Raw genomic sequence first — 14,879 nt, forward strand, 5'->3', positions numbered from 1 at the left:
ATCCCCGTCTTTGGGCGGTTGCCGGGAGGCTAGGCAGCGTATCGCCGGAGGGTCAAGGCATGGCTGGCTGGTCTTGACGGGCACTGACCGGCGCCATACCGTGGTCTTACCAGTTGGCCCCCGAATGGCCCGGAGAGAGAACGCTTGGAGGAAACGCTGCGCATCACCCGCCCCGACGAGGCGGGCGCCAAGGGCTTCGACAAGGTCTTCGCCTTCCTGCGCGAGCAGTTGCTGAACGGCACCATCCGTCCCGGCGACCGCCTTATCGCGGAGCGCGAGCTGGCCGTGCAGCTCGGCGTCAGCCGCCCGGTCCTGCGCGAGGCGCTGCGGGCACTGGCCATGCTCGGCGTGGTGGAGATCCGCCAGGGCATGGGCACGGTGGTGCGCCGGCCGGACGTCTCGGTGCTCGGCGAGTTCTTCACCTTCGTGCTGGCGCAGCAATCCGACATCACCGACGACGTGATGCAGGCACGCATCGCCATCGAGTGCCAGGCGGTGCGGCTGGCCTGCCAGCGCGCCATGGAGTCCGACTTCACCCGGCTGCGCGAGGCGCTGGCGCGGATCGAGGCGACAATCGACGAGCCGGTGGCCGGTGGCCTGGCCGACTTCGCCTTCCACCAGCTTCTCGTCGAGGCCGCGCATTCCGCCACGCTGCGCAGCGTCTACAGCGCCATCAGCGACCTGCTGACGCGTTCCCACATCGCCCGGCGCGAGGTGGTGCGGGTCAGCCCCGAGATGCGCGCGCATCTCGTCGAGGACCACCGCCGCATCTACATCGCGCTGCTCTCGCGCGACGAGCGGCAGGTGGACGAGACGCTGCGCGAGCATTTCGCCATCGGCCATGAATTCCGCCTCCGCAATGCCATGGAGGCGGCGCGCCGGGCCCCGGCGCCGCAGGAGAACACCGAATGAAGATCGTCATCGGCAGCGACCATGCCGGCTTTCCGCTGAAGGCGGACGTCATCGCCCATATCCGCGCCCTCGGCCACGAGGTGCAGGATGTCGGCTCCTTCACGCCCGACCCGGTGGACTTCCCCGACATCGCCCGCGCGGTGTGCGACACGGTGCGGAAGGGTGGCGCCGAGCGCGGCCTGCTGGTCTGCGGCACCGGCGTCGGCGCCGTCATCGCCGCCAACAAGATGCGCGGCATCCGCGCCGCCGTCTGCCACGACGCGCATTCCGCCCACCAGTCGGTGGAGCATGACGACGTGAACGTCATGTGCATCGGCGCGCAGATCGTCGGCCCCTGGCTGGCGCGCGACCTGGTGGCGAGCTTCCTCGCCGCCGAGTTCCACGCGACCGAGGACCATGTGCGCCGCGTGCAGAAGCTGCACGCCATGGAAAACGAGGACTGATCCGCCGCCCCCGGCGGGGGCGGACACGGGAGGGAATGGCATGACGGGAACCGTCGGATTCATCGGCCTCGGCACCATGGGCTGCGACATGGCGCGCAACCTGCTGAAGGCGGGCTGGCGCGTGCAGGGCCACGATGTGCGCGAAGGCGCGGCGCAGGCCATGGCGGCGGAGGGGCTGGTGCCCGCCGCCAGCGTGGCGGAGGCCGCCGCGGGCGCCGACATCGTCGTCACCATGCTGCCGGACACGCCGCATGTGCAGGCGGTGGTGCTGGGCGAGGGTGGGCTGCTGGCCAACCCGCCCGCCGGGCGGCTGGTGGTGGACATGAGCACCATCGCTCCCACCGCCGTGCGCGAGATGCACAACCGGCTGAAGGCGGCCGGCACCGGCTTCCTCGACGCGCCCGTCTCCGGCGGGCCGCAGGGGGCGAAGGCCGGCACGCTCAGCATCATGGTGGGCGGCGAGGCGGCGGATTTCGCCCGCGCCCGGCCGGTGCTGGCAGCCATGGGCACCACCATCAACCATGTGGGCGGCAGCGGCGCTGGCCAGACGGTGAAGCTGTGCAACCAGCTCATCTGCGGCATCAACCTGCAGGCGGTGTGCGAGGCGCTGGCCCTCGGCCGTGCCGCCGGCGTCGACCTGTCGCAGATGCGCGAGGTGCTGCTGGGCGGTTCCGCCGCCTCCTGGATGCTCGACCGGCTGGGCCCGGCCATGATCGCCGGCGAGACGGGAGCGGGGTTCCGCATCGACCTGATGCTGAAGGACCTCCGCCTGGTGCGCGAGCTGTCCGATGCCCTGGCCGTGCCGCTGCCCGGCACCGCGCTGGTGACGACGCAGTATGTCGAGGCCCGCGCGCATGGCGAGGGCGGCAACGGCAACCAGGCGCTGTTCAAGGTCTATGACCGCATGACGAACCAGGCGGCGGGCTGAGCCGGATGGGGGCGCGGCCATGAACCTCCGGCTCGATTTCGGCGTCGTCTGGGAACGCTGGCCGCTGTTCGTGGACGGCGCCTGGATGACGCTGCAACTGGCGGTGCTGGCGACGCTGTTCGGCTTCGCCCTTGGCGCGCTCTGCGCCGTGGGGCGGCGCAGCGGTCCGCCCTGGCTGGCCGGGCTCTGCGGCGCCTATGTCGAGGCGATCCGCAACACGCCGCTGCTGGTGCAGATCTTCCTGGTGTATTTCGGCCTCGCCAGCCTCGGCTTCTCGCTCTCCGCCTTCACCGTGGCGGCGCTGGCGCTGACCATCAATGTCGGCGCCTACACCACCGAGATCATGCGCGCGGGCTTCGACTCCATCCCCCGCGGGCAGCTCGAGGCGGGGGAGTGCCTCGGCCTCTCCCAGCGGCAGGTCTACTGGCACGTGCTGCTGCTGCCGGCGATGGAACGCGTCTATCCGGCGCTGACCAGCCAGTTCGTGCTGCTGATGCTGGCCTCCTCCGTCACCTCGCAGATCTCGGCGGAGGAGCTGACGGCGGTGGCCAACTACATCCAGTCCGACACCTACCGCGCCTTCGAATCCTACATCACCGTGGCGGTGTTCTACCTGGCGCTGTCCTTCGTCATGCGGCTGGGCTTCTGGGGGCTGGGGCTGCTGCTCTTCCCGCGCCGCCGCCGCCTTGGCACGCCGCTGTGAGGAGGACGCCATGATCGCGACCCAACTCGGCGCCTCGCATCTCCAGTTCCTGCTCCAGGGCGCGCTGTGGACGGTGGTGCTCTCCGCCATCGCGCTGGTGGGCGGCGGGCTGCTGGGCTTCCTGGTGGCGCTGTGCCGCGTCTCCGCCAGCCGCGCCGTGCGCATCGCGTCCGGCGTCTATGTGCAGGTGGTGCAGGGCACGCCGCTGCTGGTCATCATGTTCCTGGTGTTCTTCGGCCTGCCGCCGCTGGGCATCAACGTCTCGCCGCTCACCGCCGCCAGCGCCTCGCTGATCCTCTATGTCAGCGCCTATATGGGCGAGATCTGGCGCGGCTGCATCGAATCCGTGCCGAAGCCGCAATGGGAAGCCGCCGAGTGCCTGGCGATGAGCCGCACCCAGCGCATGTTCTACGTGGTGCTGCCGCAGGCGGTGCGCATCGCCACGCCGCCCACGGTCGGCTTCCTGGTGCAGATCGTCAAGAACACCTCGCTCGCCTCCGTGGTCGGCTTCGTCGAGCTGGCGCGCGCCGGGCAGATCATCAACAACAGCCTGTTCGAGCCCTTCCTCGTCTATCTCATCATCGCGCTGCTCTACTTCGCGATGTGCTATCCGCTCTCCCGCTGGAGCCGGCGGCTCGAACGCAGGACCGGCTATGCACGCCGGCAGCAGGTGGTGACCCCATGAGCCAGCCCACTTCCCCCTCCGCCGGCCCCGTCGTCGCGCTGCGCGACGTGCACAAGAGCTTCGGCAGCCTCAAGGTGCTGGACGGCGTCTCCTTCGAGGTGGCGCGCGGCGAGGTGCTGGCCATCATCGGCCGCAGCGGCTCCGGCAAGAGCACGGCGCTGCGCTGCATCGACCGGCTGGAGACCATCGAATCCGGCGAGATCACCGTCTGCGGCCACCGCGTCAGCGACCCGAAGCTGCCGCTGCGTGCGCTGCGGCTCGATGTCGGCATCGTCTTCCAGAGCTACAACCTGTTTCCGCACCTCACCATCGAGGAGAACATCTGCCTCGCGCCGGTGACGGTGAAGGGACGGCGCCGCGCCGAGGCGCGCGAGACGGCGCGCCGCGTGCTGGGCCAGGTGGGGCTTGGCGACAAGCTCGATGCCTACCCCGAGCAGCTCTCCGGCGGCCAGCAACAGCGCGCCGCCATCGCCCGCAGCCTGGCGATGGAGCCGCAGGTGATGCTGTTCGACGAGGTGACCTCCGCCCTCGACCCGGAGCTGACGGGGGAGGTGCTGCGCGTCATCGAGCAGCTCGCCGCCGGCGGCATGACGATGGTGATGGTGACGCACGAGATGGGCTTCGCCCGGCGCGTGGCCGACCGCATCGTGTTCATGCACCGCGGCAAGGTCTGGGAGACCGGGCCGGCCACGATTCTCGAGGCGCCGGAGACGGCCGAGCTGCGGCAGTTCGTCGGCAGCGGCCTCTGATTCCACAAACAGGACACGGGAGAGTTCCAGAATGAGCAACGTCACACGCAAGCAGTTCCTCGGCGGCGGCGCCGCGCTGGCCGCGCTCGTCGCGCTCGGCGGCCGCCCCGCCCGCGCCGACCAGCTCGACGACATCATGCGCGCCAAGAAGATCCGCGTGGCCACCGACCTCGCCATCCCGCCCTCCGGCATGATGAGCCCGCAGATGGAGCCGATTGGCTCCGACGTGGAGGTGGCCAAGCTGCTGGCGCAGGATTGGGGCCTGGAGCTGGAATTCGTGCAGACCACGGGCGCCACCCGCATCCCGAACGTGCAGACCAACAAGGCCGACATCATCATCTCCACCCTCTCCGTCACGCCGGAGCGGGCGAAGGTCGTCGCCTTCTCCAAGCCCTACGCGGCGCTGCAATCGGTGGTCGGCGGCGCGCGTGACCTGCCGGTGAAGGGCCTGGCCGACCTGCGCGGCCGCGCCGTCACCGTCACCCGCGGCACGACGCAGGACACGGAGCTGACCGGCCTCGCCCGCGAGCACGGCTTCCGCGTCGTGCGCTACGACGACGACGCCACCATGGTGACGGCGGCGGTGAGCGGGCAGGCGGAGATGGTGGCCACCTCCGCCACCCTGGTGGCGCAGATCGGCCAGCGCATCCCGGCCAAGAATTTCGAGCCGAAATTCGTGCTGCGCAACTTCGACCTCGCCATGGGCCTGCGCCAGGGCGAGACGGCGCTGATGGAGAAGGTCAATGCCTGGATCGACACCAACATCCGCAACGGCAAGCTGAACGCCATCTACAAGAAGTACCACGGCGCCGAGCTGCCCGAGCATATGCGCGGCACGGGCGCCTGAGCATCACTCCTTGGGGCGGCATGGCATGATCCTGGTCTTTGGCTCGATCAATCTCGACCTCGTGGCGCGGGTGCGCGCCATTCCCCGCCCCGGGGAGACGGTGCTGTCGGAGCGCTACGACCTCTCCTTCGGCGGCAAGGGTGCCAACCAGGCGGTGGCCGCGGCGCGCGCCCGGAAAGACACGGCGCTCGCCGTGCGGATGGCCAGCGCCGTGGGCGAGGATGATTTCGGCCGCTCGGCGCTGGACAACCTGGCGCGGAACGGGGTGGACATCGCGGCGGTGCGCGCCGTCGGCCTGCCCACGGGCTGCGCCTTCATCACCGTCAGCGCGGCGGGGGAGAACGCCATCACCGTGGCCAGCGGCGCCAACCGCGCCGTCTCCAGCGCGGCGCTGCCCGATGCGCTGCTGGAGGGGGTGCGGGTTCTGGTGTTGCAGATGGAGGTGCCGCCGGCCGAGGCGCTGGCGGTGGCCCGGCGCGCCCGCGCCCGCGGCGCCCGGGTGCTGCTGAACCTCGCCCCCGCGCCGGGCGAGGCCGAGGCGGCGCTGCTGCCCGCCCTCCTGGCGGAGACCGACCTGCTGGTGGCGAACGAGCACGAGGCGCTCACCGCGCTGGCGCTGCTGGGCGAGGCGGAGACGGACCCGGAAGCGGCCATGCGGCGCCTCGCCATGCGCTGCGGCGAGGCCGGCATCGTCACCCTTGGCCGGGCCGGCGCCGTGGCCTTCACTGGCGCGGGCGAGACGCTGCGGGCCGCCGCCCTGCCCGTGGAAGCGGTGGACACCACCGGCGCCGGCGACACCTTCATGGGCATCCTGGCCGCCGCGCTGGCGGAGGGGATGCCGCTGGCGCCGGCCCTCTCGCGCGCCTGCGCCGGGGCCTCCATGGCCTGCCTCCACCCGGGCGCGCAGGCCGGCATGCCGCACGCGGCGGAACTGGACGCGGCCGGCTAGGAAAGCGCCGCCAGCCGCCCTTCCAGCCAGCCTGCCAGCCGCTCCACCGCATCCGGCAGGCGGCGGCCGGCGCGCGCCAGCAGGTGTGCCGTGGCGTGGCGCAGCAGCGGGTCCGCCAGCGGCACGGCGACGAACTGGCCCGCCCGCAGCTCCTCCAGCGCGGCGAAGCCGGGCAGGAAGGCGACGCCCAGCCCCGCCCGCACGAAGCGCCGCTGCAACTCGAACGCCTCCGTCTCCAGCCGGGGCGAGAGGCGGAAGCCCTCATCCGCCTCCACCCGCGCCAGCAGGCGGCGCACGCCATGGTCCTCGGGCGGCAGGGCGGCGGGCAGGGTGGCGAAGGCGCGCAACGGCCGGGGCGCGCCATCCTCGGCCAAAGCGTGGCCCGGCGGCAGCAGCGCCGCCAGCGGCTGCGGCGCCAGGCGGCGCGACACCACCCCCACATGCGCCGGCGGGTTGTAGGCCAGGCCGAGATCCGCCTCCCCCTCGGCCACGGCGCGCAGGATCTCGCCCGTGGTGCCGAGCGCCACGCGGTAGGCGACGCCCGGATACGCCGTGGCGAAGCCGGCCAGCCCGTTCTCCAGCAGGTCGGGCAGGAAGCCGGCGCCGCAGCGCAGCCGCACCGTGCCCTGCGGCGCGCCGCGCAGCCGGCGCAGGCGGTCCTCCAGGAAGGCGGCTTCCTCGGCCTGCCGCTCGGCATGCTCGGCCAGGATGCGGCCGGCCTCGGTGGGGGTCACGCCGCGCGGCAGGCGCTCCAGCAGCGCGGTGCCGTAATGCGCCTCCAGCTCCGCCACCTGACGGCTGACCGCCGAGGCCGCCACGTGCAGCGCCTCCGCCGCGCCACGCACCGAGCCGGCGCGCACCACCGCCAGGAAGTAGCGCAGCGCGCGCGGGTTCATCGGCGGGGCAGGGGGCTCATGCGGCGGCATCCTGCGGCCCTGCCGGCGGGCTGGCAATCCGCCGCCGCCGGCTTGCGCGGGGCGCCATTCGGCGCAGGATGCGGGGCGACAGCAGGGGAGCAGGCGGAATGCGGGTGATCGTCGTCGGCGCGGGCATCCTGGGGGCCAGCGCGGCCTATCATCTGGCCCGGGGCGGGGCGGAGGTCGTCATCCTCGACCCGATGCTGGAGGGACGCGCGACGGCGGCCGGGGCCGGCATCGTCTGCCCCTGGTCCTCCCGCGTCACGGATGCCGACTGGTACCGCCTTTCCGGCGGCGGCGCGCGCGACTACCCGGCGCTGGTGGCGCAGCTCGCCGAGGATGGCGAGACGGATCTCGGCTACCGGCGCGTCGGCGCGCTGTGCATCGCCGGCGAGGAAGCCGGGCTGGAGGAGACCGAGGCGCGCATCCGCGCCCGCCTGCCGGCGGCGCCGGAGGCCGGCACCCTCTCCCGCCTGGCGCCGGAGGAGGCGCGCGCGCTGTTCCCGCCGCTGCGGCCGGGGGAGCCGGCGCTGCATCTGAGCGGCGCGGCGCGGGTGGGCTCGCGGCTGCTGGCGGTGGCGCTGCTGCGCGAGGCGCAGCGCCACGGCGCCGTGGCGCACCGGGACGTGGTGACGGGGCTGGCCACCGAGGCCAGCCGGGTCTGTGGCGCCTGGGCGGGCGGGCGGCTGTTCGGCGGCGATGCGGTGCTGCTCGCGGCCGGCGCCTGGGCGCCGCCGCTGCTGGCGCCGCTCGGCATCGATCTGGCGGTGCAGCCGCAGCGCGGCCAGATCCTGCACCTGCTGCTGCCCGGCCAGCAGACACGGGACTGGCCGGTGCTGCTGCCCATGAGCAGCCACTACCTGCTGGCCTTCGACGATTCCCGCATCGTGGTGGGCGCCACGCGGGAGGTGGGGTCGGGCTTCGACCACCGGCTGACGGCAGGCGGCGTGATGCAGGTGCTGCGGCAGGCGCTGGGCGTGGCGCCCGGGCTGGAGACGGCGACGCTGCACGAGATGCGCATCGGCATGCGGCCGATGGGGCCGGACCTGAAGCCGCTGCTCGGCCCGGTGCCGGGGGTGGAGGGGCTGGTGATCGGCAACGGGCTGGGCGCCGGCGGGCTGACCATGGGCCCCTATGCCGGGCGGCTGCTGGCGCAGCACCTGTTGCAGGGCGGCGCCGAGATCCCGCTGGCGCCCTACGACCCGCTGCGCCGCTGAGCGCCGGCTGCCGCTCAGGCGGCCGGGCGCCCCTCCTCCACCGCCTGCAGGGCCTGCAGCTCGCCCGAGAGGCAGATCCGGTTGCGGCCTGCCCGCTTGGCGGCATAGAGGGCGCGGTCGGCCTCGGAATACAGCGCGTCGAAGCCGCGCTGGCCGCCAATGGCGGCACCGGCCGAGATGGTGATCCGCATGGCCGCGCCCTCGGCCAGCATCGGCCGGGCGGCGAAGCGGTCGCGCAGCGCCTCCAGCCGCTCCAGCATCCGCCGGCAGGGCTGGGTGGTGGAGATGAGGGCGAATTCCTCGCCACCCAGCCGGCCGAGCAGGCCGAACTCGCCGAGCATCTCCCCCATCAGCCGGCCGGCGGCGCAAAGCACGGCGTCCCCCGTGCGGTGGCCATGCGTATCGTTGACGCGCTTGAAGTGGTCGATGTCGATGATCACCAGCACCATCCAGGCGGTGCCGGCGCGCTCGGCCTCCTCCATCAGGGCGCGGCGGTTGGGCAGGCCGGTCAGCGAATCGGTGCGGCTGAGCTGCTCGAACTGCCGGCGCGATTCGGCGAGGGCCAGATGCGCCCGCCCGATCCAGGAGAGGATGGGCGCGGCGACGACCAGCGCGATGAGGATCGTCACCGCCCAGGAGCGCAGTGCGGCGGTCCAGTCGATGAAGAAGACGAGCTGGTTGACGACATCCATCAGCAGCGCCGCGACCACGGCGGCGGCGGTGGCCCCGGCCACGTAGCGGCGCAGCCCGCGCCGGTCCTGGATCTGGGGGGCGACAATCAGCCTCAGAGGGCTTCGCATGACCACAACCCTCTGGGAGAGAGATCCGGTTGGTAGCACACCTTTGCGTTACCTTTCCAAGACCTGTCTTTTCGTCCGGCGGCTTGCCAGGAGCGCCGGGTCATGGCCAAGCAGGCGGGCCGCAGCCAAGCCGATGAGGAGGCCTCCTTGCACAGCCGCCAGAACCCGGACAAGGCTGCCGCTCCCGATGCGGCGCCGATGTCCTCGCCAGCGCCGCCCTATACCGACTGGCTGCGTCACCGCCTGACCATCAGCGGCCCGGCCGAGGCCATGGCCCGGTTCCGCGCCGCGGCGGCGGGGCCGGGGCTGATCCCCTGGGTGCTGGATCTCGGGCGCATGGAGGAGGATTGGCGGCTGCAATTGCTGGCGCCGCTGGAGGGCGAGCCGGCGATCAGCCCGGCCGGCGCGCGCATCCTCTCCCGCCGCCTGCGGGACGCGGCGGCGGCCAACCACCAGGCCGCCCTGGCCCGCGCCGCGGCGGACCGCGGCTGCCCCTTCGACCTGCACCGCCTGGTGCCGGTGCCCGCCGCCATCCTGGCGCTGGGGCCCGACGACCCGGCGGCGCGGCGCTGGCTGTGGGCGCAGTGGGGCACCACGCGGGCGCTGCGGCATGTTCGCGCCATGCCCGGCATGGAGGACGGGCGCAGCAGGCGGACGGACCGGATGGCGGTGGAGTTCTGGTCGGCTGACTGGTCGCCCTGGCGCGCGCTGCTGCGCCTGCGCCAGGACTGGCCCACGCTGGTGTGGGACCTGCGGCCCGACTACCAGCGGGAGGAGGAGGGCGCCGCCCCGGCCGCGCGGGGCCGCAAACGGCGCTGAGCCCGCGTCACTCGATGCGGATGTTGGCCTTGCGCGCCACCTCGGCCCAGCGCGCCGTCTCGGCGGCGACGAAGCTGCGGAACGCCTCCGGCGTGCTGCCCACCGGGGTGATGCCGAGATCCTTCAGTCGGCCGGAGACGGCGGGGCTGTGCAGCGCCGCCACGGCCTCCTTGTGCAGCCGGGCGACGATGGCGGGCGGGGTCGCCGCCGGCGCGAAAAAGCCGTGCCAGGAGAGGCTCTCGAAGCCCGGCACCACGCTGGCGACCGTCGGGATCTCCGGCGCCACGGCGGCCGGCTCGGTGGAGGTGACGCCGAGGATGCGCAGCTTGCCCTCCCGCGCGAAGGGCAGCACGGAGGAGAGGTTGTCAAACGCCATCGGCACCTCGCCGGTCAGCAGCGCCGTCGTCACCTGGCCGCTGCCGCGATAGGGGATGTGGTCGATCTGCGTGCCGGTGAGCTGGGCGAAGAGCGAGCCGGCCAGGTGGATCGAGGTGCCGACGCCGGAGGTGGCGTAGCTGGCCGCGCCGGGCTTGGCCTTCAGCTGCGCGATCAGCTCCGGCAGGGTGCGGGCCGGGTTGTCGTTGCTCACCGCCAGCGCGTTGGGCTGCGAGGCGAGCTGCGTGACCGGCGCGAAGTCCTTCTGCACGTCATAGGGCATCTTCGGGTAGATGCCGGGATTGATGGCGTGGCTGCTGATGGTGCCGAGGCAGAAGGTGTAGCCATCCGGCGTCGCGCGGGCACAGGCCTCGCTGCCGATGTTGCCGCCGGCGCCGGGGCGGTTCTCCACCACGATGGGCTGGCCCAGCGCCTTGCTCATCTCCTGCCCGACCAGCCGGGCCAGGGTGTCGGAGGTGCCGGCGGCGAAGGGCACGATCAGGCGGATCGGCTGCGCCGGGTAGGCCGGCTGGGCCTGCACGGGGGAGGGCGCCAGGGCCAGCCCGGCCGGCGCGGCGAGCAGGGACATCAGCGCGAGGCTCAGGCCACGGCGGGACAGGCGGGACATGCGGAGTTCCTCCTCGTGGTGCCATTGGCGGCACGCATTGCGGGCGGCGCACGCGACAGGGCGGCGCCCGGATGCAAACTGATATATTAGATTTTGGTCGTCAAGCGCTCCGTGGCCCTGGGGCCGGCGCTTTGCTAAGCCTGTCCCCATGCGCCTCTCTCCCGCCCCGTCGGACCGCGACATGCCCGAGGCCGGCGCCACGCTGGCGCCCATGGCCCGCCGCCGCTCCGCCGCGGACAGTGCCTATGATTCGCTGCGCGCGGCGGTGATCTCGCTGGCCCTGCCGCCGGGCACCGCTCTCTCGCGCACCGCCATCGCCCGGCGGCTCGGCGTCAGCCAGACGCCGGTGCGGGAAGCCCTGATCCGCCTGCAGGAGGAGGGGCTGATCGCGGTGGTGCCGCAATCGGCCACACGCGTCGCCCGCATCGACCTCGCCAGCGCGCGCGAGGCTGGCTTCCTGCGGCTGGCGCTGGAGCTGGCGGTGGTGCGGCGCCTGGCAGAGGCGCCGCCGCCGGGGCTGGAGGCGGCGTTGCAGACCGAGCTGGCACGGATGCGCGCCAGCGCCGACGAGGATGGCTTCACCGCCGCCGACGCGGCCTTCCACGGCGTGCTCTACGCCGCCGCCGGCGTGCCGGGGCTGCACGAGCTGGTCCGCAGCCGCAGCGGGCACCTGGACCGGCTGCGCCGCCTGCACCTGCCGAGCCCCGGCAAGGCCGAGGCCGTGCTGCGCCAGCACGCGGAGCTGGCCGCCGCCATCCTGCGCCGCCAGCCGGCGGAGGCCGAGCGGCTGCTGCGGGACCACCTCTCCAACACCTTCGCCGAGCTCGCGCGCATCCGCGACCGCTTCCCCGAATTCTTCTGAGCGCCGCGCAAGCCGGCAGGCGCGCCGCGCGATGCGCCTTTCCCGGGCATTTCCGGCGCCGCGCCGGCCGGCGCCTGCCCTCCCGCCGATTGCCCCGCCTTCCGAACTCTGTTCATCATGCGGAAACAGTTGCTCAGGAGGCTTTCCCATGGATTTCCGGATCTCCCGCCGCGCGGCGCTGGCCGGCTCGGCCCTCGCCCTGCCCTTCATCCGCCGCGCCGCGGCGCAGCAGACCCTGGAATTCGTGGCCGGCTCGCTGGGCGGCGGCTGGTACACCATGGCCGCCGGCGTCGCCGCCCTGGTGCGCGACGAGAACCCCGAGATCCAGATCCGCGTCGTCCCCGGCGGCGGCCTGGCCAACCCGACGCGCGTCAACAACGGGCAGAGCCAGATGGGCTGGGGCATCGATGCCTTCACCGCCGCCGCCGCGCGCGGCGAGGAGCCCTACAAGGCCAAGCATGAGCGGCTGCGCTCGCTCGGCACCGGCTACTCGCCCACCGAGCACAACTTCCTCCGCCGCGCCGATGGCGGCCCGGCCGACATGAAGGCGATCCTGACGCAGAAGGGCGTGCGCATCGGCTGCCCGCAGCGCTCCTCGACCGACGAGATGACGCTGCAGCGCATCCTGAAGTTCTGCGGCACCTCGCCCGAGAAGATCCGCGACGAGGGCGGCCGCTACCTGAACGGCTCCTACAACGACATCGCCGGCGCCTTCGGCGACGGGCAGGTGGATTACCTCTACGTGGCGCTGGCCAAGCCCGCCGCCATCCTCACCGAGATCGGCCAGGGCCGGCGCGCGGCGAAGCTGGTGGCCTTCCCCGAGGATGTGCGCAAGCACCTGATCGACACCTACGCCTACAACCAGGGCGTCATCCCCGCTGCCACCTACCCGGCGCTGCAGGATGCCGACGTGCCGGTGACGACGATGGACAGCGTGATCCTGGTGCACGACACCCTGCCCGAGCCGGTGGCCTATGCGGTGACGCGCACCCTGATCAAGGCCAAGGGCGCGCGGCTGACGCAGATCCATGCCTCGATGGGCGCCTACGACCCCGCCGTGGCCTGGAAGTATGCCGGCGTGCCGCTGCACCCGGGCGCCGAGCGCGCCTACCGCGAAGCCGGCGTGATGCAGGGCTGAAGGAGGCGTGCGCCAGCTTCGCGGCCCGCTCGGCGTCATCCTCCCGGCCTGGCTGGCCGGGGTGGTGGCACTCCATCTCTATTTCGGCGGCTTCGGCTTCCCCGAGCCGATCGCCATGCGCGGCTTCCACCTGCTGGCCTTCGTGCCGCCGATCTTCCTGCTCTGGCCCGCCCTCGCCAGCAGCCCGAAGGACAGGCCGAGCGCGCCCGACTGGCTGTGGGCGGCACTGGCGGCGGCGCCGCACCTGTGGGTGTGGCTGAATGCCGCCGCCGTCTCCGACCGGATGGAGTATGTCGATCCCTTCGGGCAGGAGATGGTGGTGCTCGCCCTGCTCGCCATCGTCACGCTGCTGGAGGCGACGCGGCGCGCGGTGGAGCCCGGCCTCGCGGTGATGGTGCTCGTCAGCATCGGCTACATGGTGTTCGGCAACCACCTGCCGGGCGTGCTGAACACCCGCGTGTTCAGCCTTGAGGAGATCCTGGAAGCCTCCTGGCTGGTGCCCACGGCGGGCGGCGTCTATGGCCCGCTCACCGGCATCGTCGCCACCACCATCGCGGTGTTCATCACCTTCGGCGCCTTCATGCAGGGCAGCGGCACGGGGCGGCTGTTCAGCAATCTCGGCGCCGCGGCGGCGGGGCGCTACACGGCGGGGCCGGCCAAGGTGGCCGTCATCACCTCCGGCCTGTTCGGCACGATGAGCGGCTCCTCCGTCTCCAACGTCATCACCACCGGCGCCATGACCATCCCGCTGATGAAGCGGATCGGCTATCCGGCGGCGGTCGCGGGCGGCATCGAGAGCGCGGCCAGCGTCGGCGGCGCGCTGATGCCGCCGGTGATGGGGGCGGCCGCCTTCGTCATGGCCGAGATCACCAACATCGCCTATGGCGAGATCCTGATCGCGGCGACGCTGGGCGCGGTGCTCTACTACTTCGCCATCTACGTGGCGGTGCATTTCGAGGGGCGGCGCCTCGGCGTCTCGGCCATGGCGGAGGCCGACATCCCCTCCTGGCGGGAGGTGCTGGCCGATTGCCACCTGCTGCTGCCCATCGCCGTGCTGGTCTGGCTGATGATGGAGCGCTGGAGCGGCAACTTCGCCGCCTTCTGCGCCACCATGGCGATGATCGCCGTGGCCATGCTGCGCAGGCGCACCCGCATGTCGCCGCGCGCCATCTTCGACAGCCTGGTGCAGGCGGGGCTGACCATGGCGCCACTGGCGGTGGCCATCGCCGGCGCCGGCATCGTCGTCTCGGCGCTGACGGCCACCGGCATGGTGGTGGCCTTCGGCGGCATCATCAAGGACATCGCCGGCGGCTCGCTGCCGCTGCTGCTGGTGCTGCTGGCGCTCACCGTGCTGGTGCTGGGCATGGGGCTGCCCACCACCCCCTCCTACATCATCGCCGCCGCCATCGGCGTGCCGCAGCTGATGGAGATGGGGGTCGGCATGCTGCCGGCGCACCTGTTCCTGTTCTACTTCGCGGTGCTGGCGGATGCGACGCCACCCGTGGCGGCCGCCGCCTTCGCCGCCGCCTCGGTGGCCAAGGCGCCGCCGACGCTGACCAGCCTGCACGCCACGCGCTTCGGCATCGCCGGCTTCACCGTGGGCTTCGCCTTCGTCTACGACCCCGGCATCATGATGCAGGGCAGCCTGCCCGACATCCTGCTCGCCTTCGGGGTGCAGATGGCAGCGCTGACGGCGCTGACGGCGGCCTATGCCGGCTTCCTCGCCGGGCCTCTGGCCCTGCCGCTGCGCCTGCTGCTGGGGGCGTCGGGGATGGTCGCCGCCTTCGTCCACGTGCTGCCGGCACCGGGGCGGCTGGCCGTGGTGCTGGCGGTGCTGGCCCTGGCCTGGACGATCAGCCGCGCCGCGGCGCCGCTGCCGGCCCGTGGCGCCGCCCCGCCGGGCTGAG

16 protein-coding genes are annotated in these 14,879 nt (G+C 72.8%); 13 read left to right on the forward strand and 3 right to left on the reverse strand.

Annotation, left to right across the window (positions count from 1 at the left end; genetic code table 11):
- The first annotated feature begins 144 nt into the window (after positions 1–144).
- From ACFOY6_RS10205 to ACFOY6_RS10240, 8 genes are read left to right on the forward strand one after another with little or no spacing between them, the layout of a single operon-like run.
- Positions 145–912: a FadR/GntR family transcriptional regulator gene (locus tag ACFOY6_RS10205; protein WP_109517355.1), complete on the forward strand. Its 768-nt coding sequence runs from the start codon at positions 145–147 to the stop codon at positions 910–912.
- Complete coding sequence (rpiB, locus tag ACFOY6_RS10210; protein ID WP_109517356.1) at positions 909–1,355, forward strand: ribose 5-phosphate isomerase B; 447 nt, start codon at positions 909–911, stop codon at positions 1,353–1,355. Before ACFOY6_RS10205 ends, rpiB begins: the two co-directional genes overlap by 4 nt.
- 40 nt (positions 1,356–1,395) lie before the next feature.
- Positions 1,396–2,283: an NAD(P)-dependent oxidoreductase gene (locus tag ACFOY6_RS10215; RefSeq protein ID WP_379640844.1), complete on the forward strand. Its 888-nt coding sequence runs from the start codon at positions 1,396–1,398 to the stop codon at positions 2,281–2,283.
- Between the two features lie 19 nt (positions 2,284–2,302).
- A complete protein-coding gene (locus ACFOY6_RS10220; protein WP_109517358.1) occupies positions 2,303–2,986 on the forward strand; it encodes an amino acid ABC transporter permease in 684 nt (227 codons plus the stop codon).
- Positions 2,987–2,996: 10 nt separating this feature from the next.
- On the forward strand, positions 2,997–3,671 hold the full coding sequence (locus ACFOY6_RS10225) for an amino acid ABC transporter permease (RefSeq protein WP_109517359.1): 675 nt from the start codon (positions 2,997–2,999) through the stop codon (positions 3,669–3,671).
- Positions 3,668–4,420 (forward strand): amino acid ABC transporter ATP-binding protein, encoded by a 753-nt coding sequence (locus ACFOY6_RS10230; RefSeq protein ID WP_379650520.1) that lies wholly within the window; start codon positions 3,668–3,670, stop codon positions 4,418–4,420. The genes ACFOY6_RS10225 and ACFOY6_RS10230 overlap by 4 nt, the downstream gene beginning before the upstream one ends.
- A gap of 31 nt (positions 4,421–4,451) precedes the next feature.
- Positions 4,452–5,267 carry a transporter substrate-binding domain-containing protein gene (locus ACFOY6_RS10235; protein ID WP_109517361.1) on the forward strand — a complete coding sequence of 272 codons (816 nt, stop codon included), beginning with the start codon at positions 4,452–4,454 and terminating at the stop codon, positions 5,265–5,267.
- 25 nt (positions 5,268–5,292) lie between these two features.
- Positions 5,293–6,216 carry a ribokinase gene (locus ACFOY6_RS10240; RefSeq protein ID WP_379640850.1) on the forward strand — a complete coding sequence of 308 codons (924 nt, stop codon included), beginning with the start codon at positions 5,293–5,295 and terminating at the stop codon, positions 6,214–6,216.
- Here the strand turns inward: ACFOY6_RS10240 and ACFOY6_RS10245 are convergent.
- Positions 6,213–7,142 (reverse strand): LysR family transcriptional regulator, encoded by a 930-nt coding sequence (locus ACFOY6_RS10245; protein ID WP_379650523.1) that lies wholly within the window; start codon positions 7,140–7,142, stop codon positions 6,213–6,215. The genes ACFOY6_RS10240 and ACFOY6_RS10245 overlap by 4 nt on opposite strands.
- 98 nt (positions 7,143–7,240) lie before the next feature.
- On the opposite strand from ACFOY6_RS10245, the gene ACFOY6_RS10250 reads away from it, so the two are divergent.
- Positions 7,241–8,350, forward strand: coding sequence for an NAD(P)/FAD-dependent oxidoreductase (locus ACFOY6_RS10250; protein WP_379650525.1), 1,110 nt, complete (start codon positions 7,241–7,243; stop codon positions 8,348–8,350).
- A gap of 14 nt (positions 8,351–8,364) precedes the next feature.
- Here the strand turns inward: ACFOY6_RS10250 and ACFOY6_RS10255 are convergent, their stop codons facing one another.
- A complete protein-coding gene (locus ACFOY6_RS10255) occupies positions 8,365–9,150 on the reverse strand; it encodes a GGDEF domain-containing protein (protein ID WP_379650526.1) in 786 nt (261 codons plus the stop codon).
- Between the two features lie 102 nt (positions 9,151–9,252).
- On the opposite strand from ACFOY6_RS10255, the gene ACFOY6_RS10260 reads away from it, so the two are divergent.
- A complete protein-coding gene (locus ACFOY6_RS10260; RefSeq protein ID WP_379640855.1) occupies positions 9,253–9,969 on the forward strand; it encodes a hypothetical protein in 717 nt (238 codons plus the stop codon).
- Positions 9,970–9,976: 7 nt separating this feature from the next.
- Here the strand turns inward: ACFOY6_RS10260 and ACFOY6_RS10265 are convergent, their stop codons facing one another.
- On the reverse strand, positions 9,977–10,972 hold the full coding sequence (locus tag ACFOY6_RS10265) for a Bug family tripartite tricarboxylate transporter substrate binding protein (protein ID WP_379650528.1): 996 nt from the start codon (positions 10,970–10,972) through the stop codon (positions 9,977–9,979).
- Positions 10,973–11,120: 148 nt separating this feature from the next.
- Here ACFOY6_RS10265 and ACFOY6_RS10270 point away from each other — a divergent pair, with 148 nt between their 5' ends.
- The 3 genes from ACFOY6_RS10270 (at position 11,121) to ACFOY6_RS10280 (ending at position 14,878) form a co-directional block, all read left to right on the forward strand.
- Positions 11,121–11,834, forward strand: coding sequence for a GntR family transcriptional regulator (locus ACFOY6_RS10270; RefSeq protein WP_379650530.1), 714 nt, complete (start codon positions 11,121–11,123; stop codon positions 11,832–11,834).
- Between the two features lie 148 nt (positions 11,835–11,982).
- Positions 11,983–12,972, forward strand: coding sequence for a TAXI family TRAP transporter solute-binding subunit (locus ACFOY6_RS10275; RefSeq protein ID WP_379650532.1), 990 nt, complete (start codon positions 11,983–11,985; stop codon positions 12,970–12,972).
- A 7-nt stretch (positions 12,973–12,979) separates the two neighbouring features.
- Positions 12,980–14,878, forward strand: a complete 1,899-nt coding sequence (locus ACFOY6_RS10280) for a TRAP transporter permease (RefSeq protein WP_379650534.1) — start codon at positions 12,980–12,982, stop codon at positions 14,876–14,878.
- Position 14,879 lies beyond the last annotated feature (1 nt).

The sequence above is a fragment of the Teichococcus aestuarii genome (assembly GCF_042651065.1).
GTDB lineage: Bacteria > Pseudomonadota > Alphaproteobacteria > Acetobacterales > Acetobacteraceae > Pseudoroseomonas > Pseudoroseomonas aestuarii.